14 protein-coding genes are annotated in these 15,427 nt (G+C 70.8%); 8 read left to right on the forward strand and 6 right to left on the reverse strand.

Annotated elements, in window-relative coordinates:
- Window positions 1-134: 134 nt before the first annotated feature.
- Complete coding sequence (locus tag Pta02_RS03160; protein ID WP_203873111.1) at window positions 135-713, reverse strand: hypothetical protein; 579 nt, start codon at window positions 711-713, stop codon at window positions 135-137.
- A 111-nt stretch (window positions 714-824) separates the two neighbouring features.
- Here Pta02_RS03160 and Pta02_RS03165 point away from each other — a divergent pair, with 111 nt between their 5' ends.
- Entirely contained in the window at window positions 825-1,538 is a 714-nt protein-coding gene (locus tag Pta02_RS03165) for a hypothetical protein (protein WP_203873112.1), read from the forward strand.
- Window positions 1,539-1,636: 98 nt separating this feature from the next.
- Here Pta02_RS03165 and miaB read toward each other — a convergent pair whose 3' ends face one another.
- Complete coding sequence (miaB, locus tag Pta02_RS03170; protein ID WP_203873113.1) at window positions 1,637-3,148, reverse strand: tRNA (N6-isopentenyl adenosine(37)-C2)-methylthiotransferase MiaB; 1,512 nt, start codon at window positions 3,146-3,148, stop codon at window positions 1,637-1,639.
- 300 nt (window positions 3,149-3,448) lie between these two features.
- On the opposite strand from miaB, the gene Pta02_RS03175 reads away from it, so the two are divergent.
- The 5 genes from Pta02_RS03175 (at window position 3,449) to Pta02_RS03195 (ending at window position 8,805) form a co-directional block, all read left to right on the forward strand.
- Window positions 3,449-4,204, forward strand: coding sequence for an amino acid ABC transporter ATP-binding protein (locus tag Pta02_RS03175; RefSeq protein WP_275423552.1), 756 nt, complete (start codon window positions 3,449-3,451; stop codon window positions 4,202-4,204).
- 43 nt (window positions 4,205-4,247) lie between these two features.
- Window positions 4,248-5,132 carry a glutamate ABC transporter substrate-binding protein gene (locus Pta02_RS03180; RefSeq protein ID WP_203873114.1) on the forward strand — a complete coding sequence of 295 codons (885 nt, stop codon included), beginning with the start codon at window positions 4,248-4,250 and terminating at the stop codon, window positions 5,130-5,132.
- A gap of 72 nt (window positions 5,133-5,204) precedes the next feature.
- A complete protein-coding gene (locus Pta02_RS03185; RefSeq protein ID WP_203873115.1) occupies window positions 5,205-5,873 on the forward strand; it encodes an amino acid ABC transporter permease in 669 nt (222 codons plus the stop codon).
- Window positions 5,870-6,757, forward strand: a complete 888-nt coding sequence (locus Pta02_RS03190; RefSeq protein WP_203873116.1) for an amino acid ABC transporter permease — start codon at window positions 5,870-5,872, stop codon at window positions 6,755-6,757. The genes Pta02_RS03185 and Pta02_RS03190 overlap by 4 nt, the downstream gene beginning before the upstream one ends.
- 158 nt (window positions 6,758-6,915) lie before the next feature.
- A complete protein-coding gene (locus tag Pta02_RS03195) occupies window positions 6,916-8,805 on the forward strand; it encodes a S9 family peptidase (protein ID WP_203873117.1) in 1,890 nt (629 codons plus the stop codon).
- A gap of 306 nt (window positions 8,806-9,111) precedes the next feature.
- On the opposite strand, the gene rny is transcribed toward Pta02_RS03195, so the two are convergent.
- The 3 genes from rny to recA all read right to left on the reverse strand — a co-directional run bounded on the left by rny (window position 9,112) and on the right by recA (window position 14,193).
- Window positions 9,112-10,797 (reverse strand): ribonuclease Y, encoded by a 1,686-nt coding sequence (gene rny, locus Pta02_RS03200; RefSeq protein ID WP_239129414.1) that lies wholly within the window; start codon window positions 10,795-10,797, stop codon window positions 9,112-9,114.
- 1,066 nt (window positions 10,798-11,863) lie between these two features.
- Window positions 11,864-13,081 (reverse strand): recombination regulator RecX, encoded by a 1,218-nt coding sequence (gene recX / locus Pta02_RS03205; protein ID WP_239129418.1) that lies wholly within the window; start codon window positions 13,079-13,081, stop codon window positions 11,864-11,866.
- A gap of 14 nt (window positions 13,082-13,095) precedes the next feature.
- The gene (recA, locus tag Pta02_RS03210) at window positions 13,096-14,193 is read right to left on the reverse strand and encodes a recombinase RecA (protein WP_203873119.1); all 1,098 of its coding nucleotides are present in this window, start codon (window positions 14,191-14,193) and stop codon (window positions 13,096-13,098) included.
- A gap of 284 nt (window positions 14,194-14,477) precedes the next feature.
- Between recA and Pta02_RS03215 the strand changes: the two genes are divergently transcribed.
- A complete protein-coding gene (locus Pta02_RS03215; protein ID WP_203873120.1) occupies window positions 14,478-14,753 on the forward strand; it encodes a hypothetical protein in 276 nt (91 codons plus the stop codon).
- Window positions 14,754-14,834: 81 nt separating this feature from the next.
- Here Pta02_RS03215 and Pta02_RS03220 read toward each other — a convergent pair whose 3' ends face one another.
- Complete coding sequence (locus Pta02_RS03220) at window positions 14,835-15,029, reverse strand: DUF3046 domain-containing protein (RefSeq protein WP_203873121.1); 195 nt, start codon at window positions 15,027-15,029, stop codon at window positions 14,835-14,837.
- A gap of 126 nt (window positions 15,030-15,155) precedes the next feature.
- On the opposite strand from Pta02_RS03220, the gene Pta02_RS03225 reads away from it, so the two are divergent.
- Entirely contained in the window at window positions 15,156-15,371 is a 216-nt protein-coding gene (locus tag Pta02_RS03225; RefSeq protein ID WP_203873122.1) for a hypothetical protein, read from the forward strand.
- Window positions 15,372-15,427: the final 56 nt, after the last annotated feature.

Genomic DNA, 15,427 nt, shown 5'->3' on the forward strand with positions numbered 1-15,427 from the left:
GCCGGGTGTCGCCTGTAGATGGGATGTACGCGTGGTGGGCCGCGCGCCGCCGTACCCGCTCGCAGTCTCAGGACTCACTCGCCCGGCCCGGATCGGCGGACCGGTGAGCATCGGTCAGGCGCCGGGGCGGGGCGTCAGTAGCCGCCGATCGGCCCCTTGGGCGGGACGAAGCCCGGTTCGCCGTCCGCTCGGGGGTCGACGGCGCCGTCCTCGAGCGGCGGTGTCTGGACGTCGCCCCGGCCGCCGGAGGACGAGGAGTCGGTCTCGTCGCCGGAGCCGGAGCCTGAGCCGGATTCGGCCGGGTCGGCGCCCGGACCGTCGCCTCCCCGCCTCCCGTCGCCGGAGTTCTCACCGGAGCCGTCGGATCCGTCCGGCCCGTCGGCCCCTTCGGTCCCGTCAGCCCCGTCGGCTCCCGAGGTGACGTTGTCGGGGTCGGAGACACCGGGATCGGCGGGGTCGTCGGCTTCCTGAGCTGAGCCGGGGCTCTGCGGGGCGCCGGACACTCCGGGCGCCGGTGAGGCGTCGCGGTCGTCACCGGTGAAGTGGACGAAGGCGAAGACGGAGCCCGCGCCCACCGCGGCGGCGACGAGGGCGGAGGCGACGACCACGGCCGGGCCGGGCTTCCGCCGGGGGGAGGGGTCACCGGCGGGACCGGTGAGGATCTCGGGTTCTCCCGGCGGCTCGGTGCGGCCGGAAGAGGAGGGGGCGTGCATAGGGACAACTCCCTGGGTTTTCGTTGGAAACCTCCGCAGCTTCCGAGGGTGTCGGACCACACTAGCCACAGCAGTCAATGCCTCGTATAGCAATCACAGAGGAATCACGACTTGTCATCCATTAAGAGGCTAGCTGGAGATTTCAAGGCTTATGTCCTATTCGGCGCCCTGATCACCACCGGCCTGGGCCTGCTCCTGGCGGCGGGCGCCGACCCGGAGCCCTCTCCGTTCATCCCCTCCGCCGCGCCCGAAGAGCGTCCCGCCGACGGGAAGGGCCCCTCCCCCGCCGGGGACTCCGCGGCCGGGCAGAACCTGCTCGCCGGGAGGGACCTCTCGTCCGGACGAAGTCCCGCGCCCGGAGAGGATCACGTCGCCGGGCATCGGCCGGTCCCGCACGGGCCCGTCTGGAGCTCGCCCGTTCCCCCGCCCTCCGGCCAGGACTCCCCCGGTCTTCTCTGGACCCTGCGGGTGCCCGGCCCTCCCGGACGCGAACCGCTCTCGCGCGCCGTACCCCCGGGTCTTCAGGATCGCCCCCCGCACCCGCCGCCCGCCGTACCGGACGCGCCGGGACGGGGCCCCGGCGCGATCTCTCCGTCCGGGGCGGATGACGGGCCCGGTGTACGGCGCGCACCCGGTGTACGGCGCGCACCCGACGCACCGCGCAGGCCCGAGGTCCGGCCCGCGCCCCGCCCGCGTCCCACGCCGGTCGCGCCGCCGCCCGGATCCGCGGGCCTGCCGCCGAACGTCCCCGACCCGTGCGCGACCTTCCACGACGTCCGCCGCGACTACTGCTACGCCGTCATGCGCGACATGCTGGACGGCTGAGCCGCACCGCGGCACCGGACGCGGACGGGCGGGCCGATCGGGAACAGAGGGACGCGGACGGGCCGGTCGGCGACAGGCGGGGTCGGCGACAGGCGGGGTCAGTGGGCGGAGCAGCCCGGGGTCTCCTGGGCGAGCGGGGCCGGGCGGCCGACGGAGGGCATGCCGAGCATGACGCCCGGACCCTTGCCGGCCGGGGCGCCCTGGCGGGCCTGCCAGGCGTCGCCCGCGCGGGTGCGGCGGAGCTTCAGCACGGGCCCGTCGGCGACCAGGTGGTGCGGCGCGGCGTAGGTGACCTCGACGGTGACCATGTCACCCGGGCGCGGCGCCCCCTCGCCTCCGTACCGCTCCCCGGGGGAGAAGTGCACCAGGCGGTTGTCGGGGGCACGGCCGGACAGCCGGTGGGTCGCCTCGTCCTTGCGGCCCTCGCCCTCGGCCACCAGCACCTCGAGGGTCCGGCCGACCTGCTTCTTGTTCTCCTCCCAGGAGATGTCGTTCTGCAGGGCGACGAGACGCTCGTAGCGCTCCTGCACGACCTCCTTGGGGATCTGGCCGTCCATGGTGGCGGCGGGCGTGCCGGGGCGGATGGAGTACTGGAAGGTGAAGGCGTTGGCGAAGCGCGAGGCGCGCACCACCTCCAGCGTGCCCTGGAAGTCCTCCTCGGTCTCGCCGGGGAAGCCCACGATGATGTCGGTGGAGATCGCCGCGTCGGGCATGGCCGCGCGGACCCGCTCGATGATGCCCAGGTAGCGCTCGGCCCGGTAGGAGCGGCGCATGGCCTTGAGGATCCGGTCGGAGCCCGACTGCAGCGGCATGTGCAGCTGGTGCATCACGTTGGGCGTCTCGGCCATGGCGGCGATGACGTCGTCGGTGAAGGCGGCCGGGTGCGGGCTGGTGAAGCGCACGCGCTCCAGGCCGTCGATCTCGCCGCAGGCCCGCAGGAGCTTGCCGAAGGCCAGCCGGTCGCCGAACTCGACGCCGTAGGTGTTGACGTTCTGGCCCAGGAGGGTGATCTCCAGGACGCCCTGGTCGACCAGGGTCTGCACTTCTTTGAGGATGTCGCCGGGGCGGCGGTCCTTCTCCTTGCCGCGCAGCGACGGCACGATGCAGAAGGTGCAGGTGTTGTTGCACCCGACCGAGATCGACACCCAGGCGGCGTAGGCGGACTCGCGCTTGGTCGGCAGCGTGCTGGGGAAGGTCTCCAGGGATTCCTTGATCTCGACCTGGGCCTCCTGCGCGATCCGGGCGCGCTCGAGCAGGACCGGCAGCGAGCCGATGTTGTGCGTGCCGAAGACCACGTCGACCCAGGGCGCCCTGCGGACGATCTCGCCCTGGTCCTTCTGCGCCAGGCAGCCGCCCACGGCGATCTGCATGCCGGGGTTGCCCGTCTTCGCCGGGCGCAGGTGGCCGAGATTGCCGTAGAGGCGGTTGTCGGCGTTCTCCCGCACGGCACAGGTGTTGAACACGACCACGTCGGCCGTCTCCCCCTCCGCGGCCGGGACGTAGCCCGCGTCCTCGAGGAGGCCCGACAGGCGCTCGGAGTCGTGCACGTTCATCTGGCACCCGTAGGTACGAACCTCGTACGTGCGGGCGCTCTCCACGGTGACAGTCATCTCAACACACAAGGGTAGGCGCTCCGCCGACCTCCGGGTACGGCTCCCGCGAAGCGCACGCAGTGTGATCGGCCCGCACCGCCCTCCACGGGGCGGCGGGGCCGTACCCGGACCTTCCCCAACCACCTACGCGATCTTTGACAATCAATGCCATATACCACTTTTCCAGGTCTTTTCATGCCAGGCATTCGCCTCGCCGGCGGGTTGAAACCTGCGATGACCCCACCCTTGGCCGTCCGTGATCGGATCGGTACCACAGGGTTAGCGCGACTTGCCCTTTACAGAATTACGTTGTGATCCATGACGGAGAACGGGGACTCGACTCCTCTGGTCGTGCTTGAAGGCGTCAACAAGCACTTCGGCAGCCTCCACGTGCTGCGCGACATCAACCTGACCATCTCGCGCGGCGAGGTGCTGGTCGTCATCGGCCCATCGGGCGGAGGCAAGTCCACTCTCTGCCGGGCGATCAACCGGCTGGAGACCATCGACGGCGGGACCATCCTCTTCGACGGGAAACCTCTCCCGGAGGAGGGCAAGGCCCTGGCGGGGCTCAGGTCCGAGGTCGGCATGGTGTTCCAGTCCTTCAACCTGTTCGCCCACAAGACGATCCTCGAGAACGTCACCCTCGGGCCGACCAGGGTCCGCGGCGTTCCCAAGGCGCAGGCCGAGCAGCGCGGCATGGAACTGCTGGAGCGGGTCGGCATCGGGGCCCAGGCGTCGAAGTACCCGGCGCAGCTCTCCGGCGGTCAGCAGCAGCGCGTCGCCATCGCCCGGGCACTGGCCATGGACCCCAAGATGATCCTGTTCGACGAGCCGACCTCGGCGCTGGACCCGGAGATGGTCCAGGAGGTGCTCGACGTCATGATCGGTCTGGCCCGTGACGGCATGACGATGATGGTCGTCACCCATGAGATGGGCTTCGCCCGGAGGGCGGCCAACCGCGTGGTCTTCATGGCGGAGGGGCAGATCGTCGAGGAGAACACTCCCGATGAGTTCTTCACCAACGCCAGGACCGATCGCGCCAAGGACTTCCTTTCCAAGATTCTGACGCACTGATCTCTCGGTCGGCTGGTCATCCCAGAGAAGAAGAGGACAGAACATGCGAGTATCGCGTATCGGCGCGGCGCTGGCCGCCGTGAGCGCACTCACCATGGGCCTGGCGGCCTGCGGTGACGACGGCGGCGAGGGCGGCGGCGACACCGCGGCCTACACCACGGTCGTCGACAAGGCCAAGGGCGCCAAGAAGCTGGTCGTCGGCACCAAGTGGGACCAGCCGAGCCTGGGCCTGAAGACGGGCGCCGAGCCCGAGGGCTTCGACGTCGACGTCGCCAAGTACGTCGTCAAGGAGCTCGCCGGCGGCGCGGACGTCGACATCGAGTGGAAGGAGTCCGCGTCGTCCAACCGCGAGGCCTTCCTCGCCAACGGCACCGTGGACATCATCTTCGCGACCTACTCGATCACCGACAGCCGCAAGGAGAAGGTGACCTTCGGCGGGCCGTACATCGTGGCCCACCAGGACGTGATGGTCCGCGCCGACGACACCTCGATCACCAAGCCGCAGGACCTGGAGAACAAGCGCATCTGCCAGGCCGCCGGCTCCAACTCCTACAAGCGGATCACCGACCCGCCGCCGGACGGCCAGCTCGACCTGGACGCCCAGCTCGTGGGTGCGGCCAACTACTCCGAGTGCGTGGCCAAGCTCAAGGGCAGCAACCTGGACGCGGTCACCACCGACGACCTGATCCTGGCCGGCTTCGCCAAGCAGGCCGGTGGCGGCTTCAAGATCCTCGGCCAGCCGTTCACCGACGAGAAGTACGGCGTCGGCCTGAAGAAGGGCGACACCAAGACCTGTGAGGCCGTCAACGCGGCCATCACCAAGATGTACCAGGACGGCACCGCGCAGAAGCTGTTCGAGAAGTGGTTCGCCGGCACCCAGGGCGTCACCGCCCCGACCGGTGTCCCGCCGTTCGAGGCCTGCGCCTGATCCTGCCGCATGTGGCGGCCGGCGATCCGGAGGAGCGGATCGCCGGCCGCCGCCGTCCTTTGGTGGAGCACGATGAATGATCTGATCAAATACGCGCCGGACCTGCTGGCGGGCTTCCTGAAGAACGTGCAGCTCTCGCTGGTCTGCGCGGTCTTCTCCATGATCCTCGGCACGGTCCTGGTGTCCATGAGGGTGTCGCCGACGCCGGTCCTGCGCGCGGCGGGAACCGGATACGTCAACATCGTGCGCAACACCCCGCTGACCCTGGTGCTGGCCTTCTCGGCACTCGGCCTCAGCGACACGCTCGGCGTGTCCTTCTCCGACGAGCCCAGCACCAACAGCTTCTGGCTGGTCGTCCTGGGCCTGTCCCTCTACACGGCGACCTTCGTCTGCGAGGCGCTGCGCGCGGGCATCAACACCGTCCCGATGGGTCAGGCCGAGGCGGCCCGCGCCATCGGGCTGACCTTCTTCCAGTCCCTGAGGATGATCATTCTTCCGCAGGCCTTCCGGGCCGTCATCGCCCCCCTGGGAAGCGTGATGATCGCGATGATCAAGAACACCACGGTGGCCATCGCCGCCGGATACCTGGCGGAGTCGGCCTTCGTCATGAAGGACACCTTCGACGACACCGGCGTGTCGATCCCCATCTTCGTCGGGATCGTCGTCGCGTTCATGCTCTTCACCCTGCCGATCGGGTTCTTCACCGGCTGGCTGGCCAACCGCCTGGCGGTGGCCCGATGAACGGGCAGGCCAGCGTCCTGTTCGACGCGCCGGGACCGCGCGCCCGGCTGCGCAACAACATCCTGACCCTGCTCGCCGCGGTCGTGATCGCGGCGCTGCTCTACGTCGTCTACGCCAGGTTCGCCGAGAAGGGCCAGTTCGACGGCCAGATCTGGAAGCCGTTCGCCGACCCGTTCACCTGGACCGAGTACATCATCCCCGGTCTGCTCGGCACGCTGAAGGCCGCCGGGCTCGGCGCCGTGTTCGCGCTGATCTTCGGTGCGGTCTTCGGCCTGGCCCGGCTGTCGGACCACCGGTGGATCAGGGTGCCCGCCGGGGCGATCGTGGAGACCTTCCGCGCGATCCCGCTGCTGCTGCTGATCTTCTTCCTGTTCTATCTGGCGCCCAGCGTGCTCGGCGGCGGCGACTACACGCTGATCGCCCTGGTGGCCGGCCTGACCCTCTACAACGGCTCGGTGCTGGCCGAGGTCGTGCGGGCGGGCGTGCGGGCGGTGCCCAGGGGGCAGTCCGAGGCGGCCTACGCCATCGGCCTGCGCAAGAACCAGGTCATGCGGCTGGTCCTCCTGCCGCAGGCGGTGACCGCGATGATGCCGGCGATCGTCAGCCAGCTCGTCGTGCTGCTCAAGGACACCGCGCTCGGCTACATCATCGCCTACGTCGACCTGCTGAACTACGGCTTCAAGATCATTCCTGCGGTCAACTTCGGATCCCTCATCCCCGCGGCGATCGTCATCGGAGTCATCTACGTCGGGCTCAACATGGCGCTCAGCGCTCTGGCCACCTGGCTGGAGAGGCGCAGCCGCCGCAGCCGCAAGACGTCCGCCAAGCCGATCGTCCCCCCGGGGGCGGTGGCGGTGGGCGACACCACGGCCGCCGTGGACTGACCGGCCGGGAGCCGCGGCCGTCGAGGACCGCGGTAGTCCATCGGAACGGTGGGGCGGTCACCCGATCGGGTGGCCGCCCCTCGCCGTCTGCGGATGCCGCGGCACACGATGAGCGTCATACCGGCGACACGCGGCGCGTTATCGGGCAGGATTACGCCATGTCCGCAGAGCGCGATGCCGTGCCGCACGGCACCTGGCCCTCGCCCGTCTCCACTTCCGACGTCGCCCGGTCGGGACTCCACCTGGGCTTCCCGACCGTGCTGGGCGAGGAGGTCTGGTGGACCGAGGACCGCCCCGCCGAGGGCGGCCGGACCACGATCGTGCACCGGGGCGCCGACGGTGCCCGGCGGGAGCTGCTCGCCGCACCGTGGAGCGCCCGGACCCGCGTGCACGAGTACGGCGGGCGGTCCTACGCGGTCGTCCCCGGCGACGGCTCCGGCCACGGCGTCGTCTTCACGAACCTGGCCGACCAGCGGCTCTACCTGCTGACCGACGGCGCCGAACCCCGACCGATCACCCCGCAGCCCGACCTGGACGCCGGCCTGCGCTATGCCGACCTGCTCTTCCACGACGGGCAGATCTGGTGCGTCCAGGAGCGGCACCACGACGGCAAGGTCAGCCGGTCGATCGTCTCCATACCGCTGCACGGCGGCGCCGAGCCCCGCGAGCGGGTCGGCGGCAACGACTTCTACGCCTTCCCCACGATCTCCCCCGACGGCGAGCACCTGGCCTACATCTGCTGGAACCACCCCCGCATGCCGTGGAACGGCACCGAGCTGCGGATCACCCGCCTGTCCGACGGCCACTCCTGGACCGTCAAGGGCGGCGCCGGCGAGTCCATACTCGCCCCGCAGTGGCGCGACGACCGCACCCTGTACCTCGTCTCCGACTGGTCGGGCTGGTGGAACCTCTACCGGATCGGGATGTACGGCACCTCCTCCCAGGCGCTCCACCCGGCCGAGGAGGAGTTCGCCGGGCCGCTGTGGCAGCTCGGCGGCCGGCCGTACGCCGTGCTCGACGACGGGCGGCTCGCGGTCCTGCACGGGCAGGGGGACCTGAGGCTGGCCCTGCTCGACCCCGAGGACGGCACGCTGACCGACCTCGACGTGCCCTACGACGGCTGGGCCCCGGTCCTGGCCGCCGACGGCCGCACGCTCGCCGGGATCGGCTACGGCCCGGCGGTGCCCCGGTCGATCGTCCGGGTGGACACGGTGACCGGGCGGGTGGAGGGGCTGCGCCGCGACGTCGGCGAGCTGCCCGACGTCGCCTATCTGCCGGTCCCCCGGTCCGTGGAGATCGAGGGGCGCTTCGGCCGCAAGGTGCACGCCCTCGTCTACCCGCCGTCGAACCCCGACGTCGTCGCCCACACCCCGCCGCCGTACGTCGTGTTCGCCCACGGCGGCCCGACCGGTCACAGCACGACGGCGCTCGACCTGGAGAAGGCGTTCCTGACCAGCCGCGGCATCGGCGTGATCGACGTCAACTACGGGGGCTCCACCGGCTACGGCCGCGCCTACCGCGACCGGCTGCGCGGCCAGTGGGGCGTGGTCGACGTGGAGGACGTGATCGCGGCCGCCGAGTGGCTGTCCGGCGAGGGGCTGGCCGACCCGGCGCGGATCGCGATCCGCGGCGGCAGCGCCGGCGGCTGGACCGTCATGGCGGCCTGCGCGCTGTCCGACGCGTTCGCCGGGGGCGTGTCCTACTACGGGGTGAGCGCCCTGGGCCCGTTCGCCGAGACCACCCACGACTTCGAGTCCCGCTACGTCGAGTGGCTCGTCGGCCCCCAGGACCCCATCCTGTACGGCTCCCGCGAACCCCTCGGCCAGGTCGCCGGAGTGACCTGCCCCATGCTCCTGCTCCAGGGCCTGTCCGACCCGGTGGTGCCGCCCGCGCAGTCCCAGGCCTTCGCCGACGCCCTCGCCGAGCGCGGCGTCCCCTGCACCTATCTCACCTTCGAAGGCGAGTCCCACGGCTTCCGCCGCGCCGAGACCCGCAGCGCCGCCCTGGCCGCCGAACTGGCCTTCTACCAGCAGATCTTCCGCACCTGACCCCCGGCCCCCACCGTCCCCTCCACCCGTGGGACCTTCCCCACCGCCGACACCACACGGCCATCACCCACCGTCCCCTCCACCCGTGGAGCCTTCCCCACCGCCGGCACCACACGGCCATCACCCACCGTCCCCTCCACCCGTGGGACCTTCCCCACCGCCGGCGCCACACGGCCATCACCCACGGATCCCGCCTCGCCCCGGCGCCGCACGGCCGTCGTCCACCGGCCCTTAAAGCCTCGGCGCCGGTACGGCGAGCAGTCGGGCGGCGGTGACCGGCGCCGCCGTATGGCGGGATCGGGCGGGTCAGCGGGCGAACTCGGTGGCGCGGGACTCGCGTACGACGGTGATGCGGATCTGGCCGGGGTAGGTGAGCTCCTCCTCGACCTGCTTGGCGACGTCCCGGGCGATCACCGAGGCCTGGATGTCGTCGACGGAGTCCGGCTTGACCATGACCCGGATCTCGCGGCCGGCCTGCATCGCGAAGACCTTCTCCACGCCCTCGTAGGACTGGGCGATCTCCTCCAGGCGCTCCAGCCGCTTGACGTAGGCCTCCAGCGACTCGCGCCGCGCGCCCGGCCTGCCGCCGCTGATCGCGTCGGCGGCCTGGGTCAGGACCGCCTCGACGGTGCGGACCTCGACCTCGTTGTGGTGCGCCTCGATCGCGTGGACGACGTCCTCGTGCTCGCCGTACCGGCGGGCGATCTCCGCACCGATCAGGGCGTGGCTGCCCTCGACCTCGTGGGTCAGGGCCTTGCCGATGTCGTGCAGCAGCGTGCAGCGCTTGAGTAGGGCCTGGTCCATCTTCAGCTCGGCGGCCATTATCCCGGCGATGTGCGCGGACTCGACGAGATGGGCCAGCACGTTCTGCCCGTAGGAGGTGCGATAGCGGAGCTGGCCGAGCAGGGTGATCAGCTCGGGGTGCATGTCGGTGATGCCGAGCTCCACCAGGGCGTCCTCGCCCGCGCGCACGCACAGTTCCTGGACCTCGGCCCTGCTGCGCTCGTAGGCGTCCTCGATGCGCTGCGGGTGGATGCGCCCGTCGAGGACGAGCTTCTCCAGCGTCAGCCGGGCGGTCTCGCGGCGGACCGGGTCGAAACACGACAGCAGCACCGCTTCGGGCGTGTCATCGATGATCAGGTTGACGCCGGTGGTCGACTCGAAGGCGCGGATGTTGCGGCCCTCGCGGCCGATGATGCGCCCCTTCATCTCGTCGCCGGGCAGGTGCAGCACGCTGACGACGGACTCGGCGGTCTGCTCGGCGGCCATGCGCTGGACCGCCAGAGTGACGATCTTGGTGGCCCGCTTCTCGCCCTCCTTGCGGGCGTCGGTCTCGATCTCCCTCACGATCAGCGCGGCCTCGCGCTTGGCCTGGTTCTCGATCTCCCGGACCAGCTCGGCCTTCGCCTGCGCACCGGTGAGCCCGGCCACCCGTTCCAGGACGGCCCTGCGCTCCTGGGAGAGCCGGTCGAGATCCTCGCGGCGGTCGGCCAGCTCGGTCTCGGTCTCGGCGAGCTTGCGGGCCCGCTCGGCCTGGCGCCTGGCCTCCTCGTCGAGCCGCTGCTCGCGTTCGGCCAGGCGGTTCTCTCTGCGCTCCAGGTCGGAACGGAGCTCCTTGAGCTCGTACTTGAGCACCTGGCTCTCTGCCTCGACCTCTTTGCGCATCTGGGCGGCGCTCTCGGCGGCGGCCTCGGAACGGCGCAGCACCGCCTCGGCGTCCTGCTCGGAACGGCGCATGACCTCTATGGCCTGCTGCTCCGAACGCTGGAGGATCTCCGCGGCCTCCTGCTCGGCCTTGACGCGGGTGTCCATCGCCTCGCGCCTGGCCTCTTCGAGCTCGGACTGGATCTCCGTCATGTGCTCAGGAGAGGGTCCGGCCGACCGGCCGGTGAGCCCTCCGGTGCGGCGCAGCAGCATGACCAGCACGGTTATCGTCACCCCGGCAAGGACCACCATCGCTCCCGCCAGCACGATGACCACAACTGGCTCCATGCGCGCCCCGCCCTCCTCGCGTCTCCGATATCAAGCACGCGAGGGTCACACGCACGGCACGAAAGCCCAAGCGGTGTCGCCACCAGGACAGATATAAACGGACCGGCGCCGCGCCGACTCCTTTCGCTGACACCCCGCCCGTCCGCGTCGCCAAGCCTGCTCGTCCGTAGTTCACCGTTATGACAATCCGCGCTGCGCGGAGTAACTCCTCACTGCCGTCGAGATTAAGCGTCAAAGTGGTAACGAGCAAGCAAAGACCCGCTGACTCCTGCGTTCGGATAAGGTCCCTTTCCCCCCGATCCACCAGCCGCGGATCCCCCGGCCCGCCCCGTCTCGGCCCGTCCTCCGCCACGTCCACACGACGGCGCCCGTTCCGCCCCGGCCCGTCCTGTCCCGGGCCATCCCCCGTCACGTCCACACGACGGCGCCCGCCCGGCCCTGCCCCAGCCCTGTCCCTGACGGCACCCGTCCCGGCTGTCCCTCACAACGGCGCCCGCCCCGACCCGTTCCCTACGACGGCGCGGGTCCCGCTGTGCTCTGTGCCCCACGGTCGCATCGCCGTCCACCCACCACCGTGGCGGCATGGCCGTACCGGCCGGCGCCCAGCGCATCGGGCGAATCACGCCTTCCCCATAGAGGGGCGACCCCTCCCGTAGAGGGGCGACATCGCCCTCTCCCAACGGGAGGCGACACCGCACCCGCCGTTCCCCGCTCCGCCGCGTTCGCCCGCCATCGCGAAATCCCGCTGCGAAGGAAACGCCGGCAAGCCCTCCGGCTCGGCCGGACAGCTCTTTCGAAGGAGCAATCGGTGTCCCGGCGAACCGGTCGGCGGCACATATCCGATCATGCTCAGACCAGGAGACCCGAGCATGATCGGATATCAAGACGCAGCAGGCTCGGCCCGAAGGACCGTGCCGGCGCAGGTGGGGCCATAGAGACCGCCTCGTCCCACCTGTCGCGGACCGGCGCCCCATGGCCGTTTTCCTGACGCCGGTGATGAACGGACAGCGGCGATCACGATGTGAGCCGAGGACGGCTCACGTCATGAATCCGCCGACCGGCGATGTCAGACCGAATCCAGCGGATAATCGGGGTCATCGGGAAATGCGGAGTCTTCCGTTTCCTCGTTTTCGAGGGCCTCGCGGATGACGCGGAAAGCCAGGCCCGGGCCGTACCCCTTGCGGGCGAGCATTCCGGCGAGCCGGCGCGTTCTCACCGTGGGATCGAGGCCGCGGGTCGCCGGGAGCTTGCGCTCCACGAGCCTGCGGGCGGTCTCCGCCTCCTGCTCGGGGTCGAGCTGCTCGACCGCTTCCTTGACCGTGTCCTCCTCGACCCCGCGGCGCCGTAGCTCGGCGGCCAGGGCCCGCCGGGCGAGGCCCCGGCCGGCATGGCGTGAGCTCACCCAGGCCGCCGCGAACGCCTCATCGTCGATCAGGCCGACCTCGGAGAAACGCTCCAGCACGGCCTCGGCGGCGTCATCGGGCACCTCGCGCTTGCGCAGTGCCTCGGCGAGCTGGGCGCGCGTCCGCGGTGCCATGGTCAGCAGCCTCAGACAGATCGCTCGCGCGACCGCCTGCGGATCGGCCGGCGGCCCCTGGCTCGCCGGAGAACCTTCCATCGGCCCGTCCGGCAGGAACCCACCGGACCCCGCCCTCCGGCCCTTCCGGGAACCCCGACGACCGGACTTCCCCCGGCCACCCCGTCCCGCCGTACCGGCCTCAGGGTCACGGCCGAGCTCCGAGCCGCCACCCTGCCCCACGGCATCCGTCTCGGGATCATCACCGGACCTCGCCCGGCCACCCGGTCCCGGCTCGTCCGGTGCGGAGGCCGGCTCGGGGTCTGCGGCGGCGGACGGTTTCTCGGAGTCCTTGGTGGGTGCTCGGGGGAAGCCGTCCCACACGGGACCGGTGGAATCGTCCGTGGTGCGTCGTGTGGAGCCCTGTGAGCCACGGCGCCTGCCGCCGGTGGGGCGGGCGGGCGGATCGTCCCGTGGAGCGGCCCCGGGGCCGGTCGCCGGACCGGCTCCGCCGATGAACGCCTCCCAGGCCGCCGCCGGATCACGGCGGGGCCGCTCTCGCTGGTCCGCCTCCCACGCCGCCGCCAGGTCGTGACGGGGCCGCGCGCGCCGGTCCGCCCCATCGGGGAGGCCGGGCTCGCGCCCGGTGGCGGAAGACCTCGATCGACGCCTTCCGCTGTCAGGCCCGGCCTGTGGCAGGTCGGGCCAGGCGCCCCAGTCTCGCGGCCCGGCCTCGTCGGCCGGACCGGAGTCGGGTCCCCTCGTCATCGGTCAGCTCCGGATCAGACGTCACCGGGCTTGGGGGTGGCGGCCGCCTTGGAGCCACGACCGGAGGGGGCGGGAGTGACCGGAGCGGCCGGCGGCGCGGCCTCGGGCGCGTCGACGCGGGGGCCGACGCCCAGCTTCTCCTTGATCTTCTTCTCGATCTCGTTGGCCATGTCGGGGTGGTTGCGCAGGAAGTTACGCGCGTTCTCCTTGCCCTGGCCGAGCTGGTCGCCCTCGTAGGTGTACCAAGCGCCGGACTTGCGCACGAAGCCGTGCTCGACACCCATGTCGATCAGACCGCCCTCGCGGGAGATGCCGATGCCGTAGAGGATGTCGAAGTCGGCCTGGCGGAAGGGCGGGGCCATCTTGTTCTTGACGACCTTCACGCGGGTGCGGTTGCCGACCGGCTCGGTGCCGTCCTTCAGCGTCTCGATGCGGCGGACGTCGAGACGGACCGAGGCGTAGAACTTCAGCGCCTTTCCACCGGTCGTGGTCTCGGGCGAGCCGAACATGACGCCGATCTTCTCGCGGAGCTGGTTGATGAAGATCGCGGTGGTGCCGGTGTTGTTGAGCGCGCCGGCGACCTTGCGCAGCGCCTGCGACATCAGGCGGGCCTGGAGACCCACGTGGCTGTCGCCCATCTCGCCCTCGATCTCGGCCTTGGGCACCAGGGCCGCGACCGAGTCGATGACCAGCAGGTCGATGGCGCCGGACCGGATCAGCATGTCGGCGATCTCCAGCGCCTGCTCACCGGTGTCGGGCTGGGAGACGAGCAGCGCGTCGGTGTCGACGCCCAGCTTCTTGGCGTATTCCGGGTCGAGCGCGTGCTCGGCGTCGATGAACGCGGCGATGCCGCCCTGGCGCTGGGCACTGGCCACCGCGTGCAGGGCGACGGTGGTCTTACCCGAGGACTCCGGACCGTAGATCTCGACGATGCGGCCGCGCGGGAACCCGCCGATGCCGAGGGCGACATCGAGGGCGATGGCGCCGGTCGGGATCACTTCGATGGGTGCGCGGGCGTCGTCGCCCAGACGCATGACGGAGCCCTTGCCGAACTGCCGCTCGATCTGAGCGAGTGCGGTCTCGAGCGCCTTCTCGCGGTCGTTAGCTGCCACTGGGAGCCCCCTGGAGGGTTGCGGGTCGAATCGGTGTTGCCAGAAAGCTACGGGGTGCCACCGACATTTTCCGGAGAGCACGCCACGAGGGATGGCATGTCCAATATAGCCGAACGACTGTTCGATCGTTGCTCAATCGCATCACGGGTTCCACGGGTGCGCAAGCCGTACGGCCCGCCCCGCCCGGCGGCCGGGTGACATTCCCGGGCATTCCGTCGAACCCGGTGTCACCGGGCTGACCTGGGGGAATCCTGGAGCCAAAACGATCCTGAGGTGTAGACGACGTGACCGACGCGTTCACTCAGCAGCGCCTGGCCCATCTCGAGGCCCTGGCCACCGAGCTGCCCGATCGGGGGATGGTCAGCCGCATGCTGGGAGGCGACGACCCCGTGCTGTGGGTCTGGCATCCGGACACCGGGAGGCAGACGATCGTCTTCGCCACCCCGGCCAAGAACGGCTGGCTCTTCCTGTGGTCGCCCGACGGACAGGAGGGCACCGGCGACCCCGGCCATGCGGCCGAGTCGGTCGAGAAGCTGCTGGGAGGCACCCCGGTCTCCTGAGAAGCCGCCGATGTCCCGGAACAGCCGGTCTCCCGCGACAGCCGAGGACAGCGGCCGCGCCTCCTCAGCGGAGCCTGGGAATCAGCGGAGCCTGGGGGCGACGTCCGTCACGCCGCACACGGCGTGCCAGACGTCCTTGGCCGACTCGCCGTCGGCCAGCGCCTGCACCACGGTCCGGCTGCCCAGGTCGGCGATGACGTAGTCGCGTGCCCACGACTCGGCATAGCCGTCACCGAAGTGCAGCTTCATCCGCTTCCAGAAATCCGACAGGCGCATGCCTCCAGTATGAGCGCTCCGGAATGACCTCCGGGACACATCGCGACCCGCCCGCCGTCGCACCCGTCCCCGCCGGACCGGCATTGGGCCTGGAAAGTCCCCGGCCACCGGGTGAGACTCGGGGACATGCTGAGACTCCCCCTGACCGTCGTCCTGTTCGCCTCGGCGCTGAAGCTGACCCATGCCGAGAAGGCCGAACGCCGCGCCCGCCGCCGCAGATTCCTCCGGGAGCTGCGCCTGTCCGTACAGCAGGACAAGGCCGAACGCGCGGAGAGGCACGCCGCACAGGTCCAGCCGCCGCGTGAGGGCAGACCGCGCACCCGGCGGGCGTCCCGGCGCTGAGGGGCGTCCGGGGACCGGCGATGTCCGGGGGCCGAGGACGTCCGGGGACCAGGGAC

It is taken from the genome of Paraplanobispora takensis (assembly GCF_016863195.1).
Lineage (GTDB): Bacteria > Actinomycetota > Actinomycetes > Streptosporangiales > Streptosporangiaceae > Planobispora > Planobispora takensis.

Excerpts from the sequence above, each read along its gene's own strand:
- miaB (WP_203873113.1), bottom strand. The coding sequence starts at position 3,148 with ATGACTGTCACCGTGGAGAGCGCCCGCACGTACGAGGTTCGTACCTAC.
- Pta02_RS03220 (WP_203873121.1), bottom strand. The coding sequence starts at position 15,029 with ATGCGCCTGTCGGATTTCTGGAAGCGGATGAAGCTGCACTTCGGTGAC.
- Pta02_RS03225 (WP_203873122.1), top strand. The coding sequence starts at position 15,156 with ATGCTGAGACTCCCCCTGACCGTCGTCCTGTTCGCCTCGGCGCTGAAG.
- Pta02_RS03175 (WP_275423552.1), top strand. The coding sequence starts at position 3,449 with ATGACGGAGAACGGGGACTCGACTCCTCTGGTCGTGCTTGAAGGCGTC.
- recX (WP_239129418.1), bottom strand. The coding sequence starts at position 13,081 with ATGACGAGGGGACCCGACTCCGGTCCGGCCGACGAGGCCGGGCCGCGA.
- Pta02_RS03190 (WP_203873116.1), top strand. The coding sequence starts at position 5,870 with ATGAACGGGCAGGCCAGCGTCCTGTTCGACGCGCCGGGACCGCGCGCC.
- Pta02_RS03185 (WP_203873115.1), top strand. The coding sequence starts at position 5,205 with ATGAATGATCTGATCAAATACGCGCCGGACCTGCTGGCGGGCTTCCTG.
- Pta02_RS03180 (WP_203873114.1), top strand. The coding sequence starts at position 4,248 with ATGCGAGTATCGCGTATCGGCGCGGCGCTGGCCGCCGTGAGCGCACTC.
- Pta02_RS03195 (WP_203873117.1), top strand. The coding sequence starts at position 6,916 with ATGTCCGCAGAGCGCGATGCCGTGCCGCACGGCACCTGGCCCTCGCCC.
- rny (WP_239129414.1), bottom strand. The coding sequence starts at position 10,797 with ATGGAGCCAGTTGTGGTCATCGTGCTGGCGGGAGCGATGGTGGTCCTT.
- Pta02_RS03160 (WP_203873111.1), bottom strand. The coding sequence starts at position 713 with ATGCACGCCCCCTCCTCTTCCGGCCGCACCGAGCCGCCGGGAGAACCC.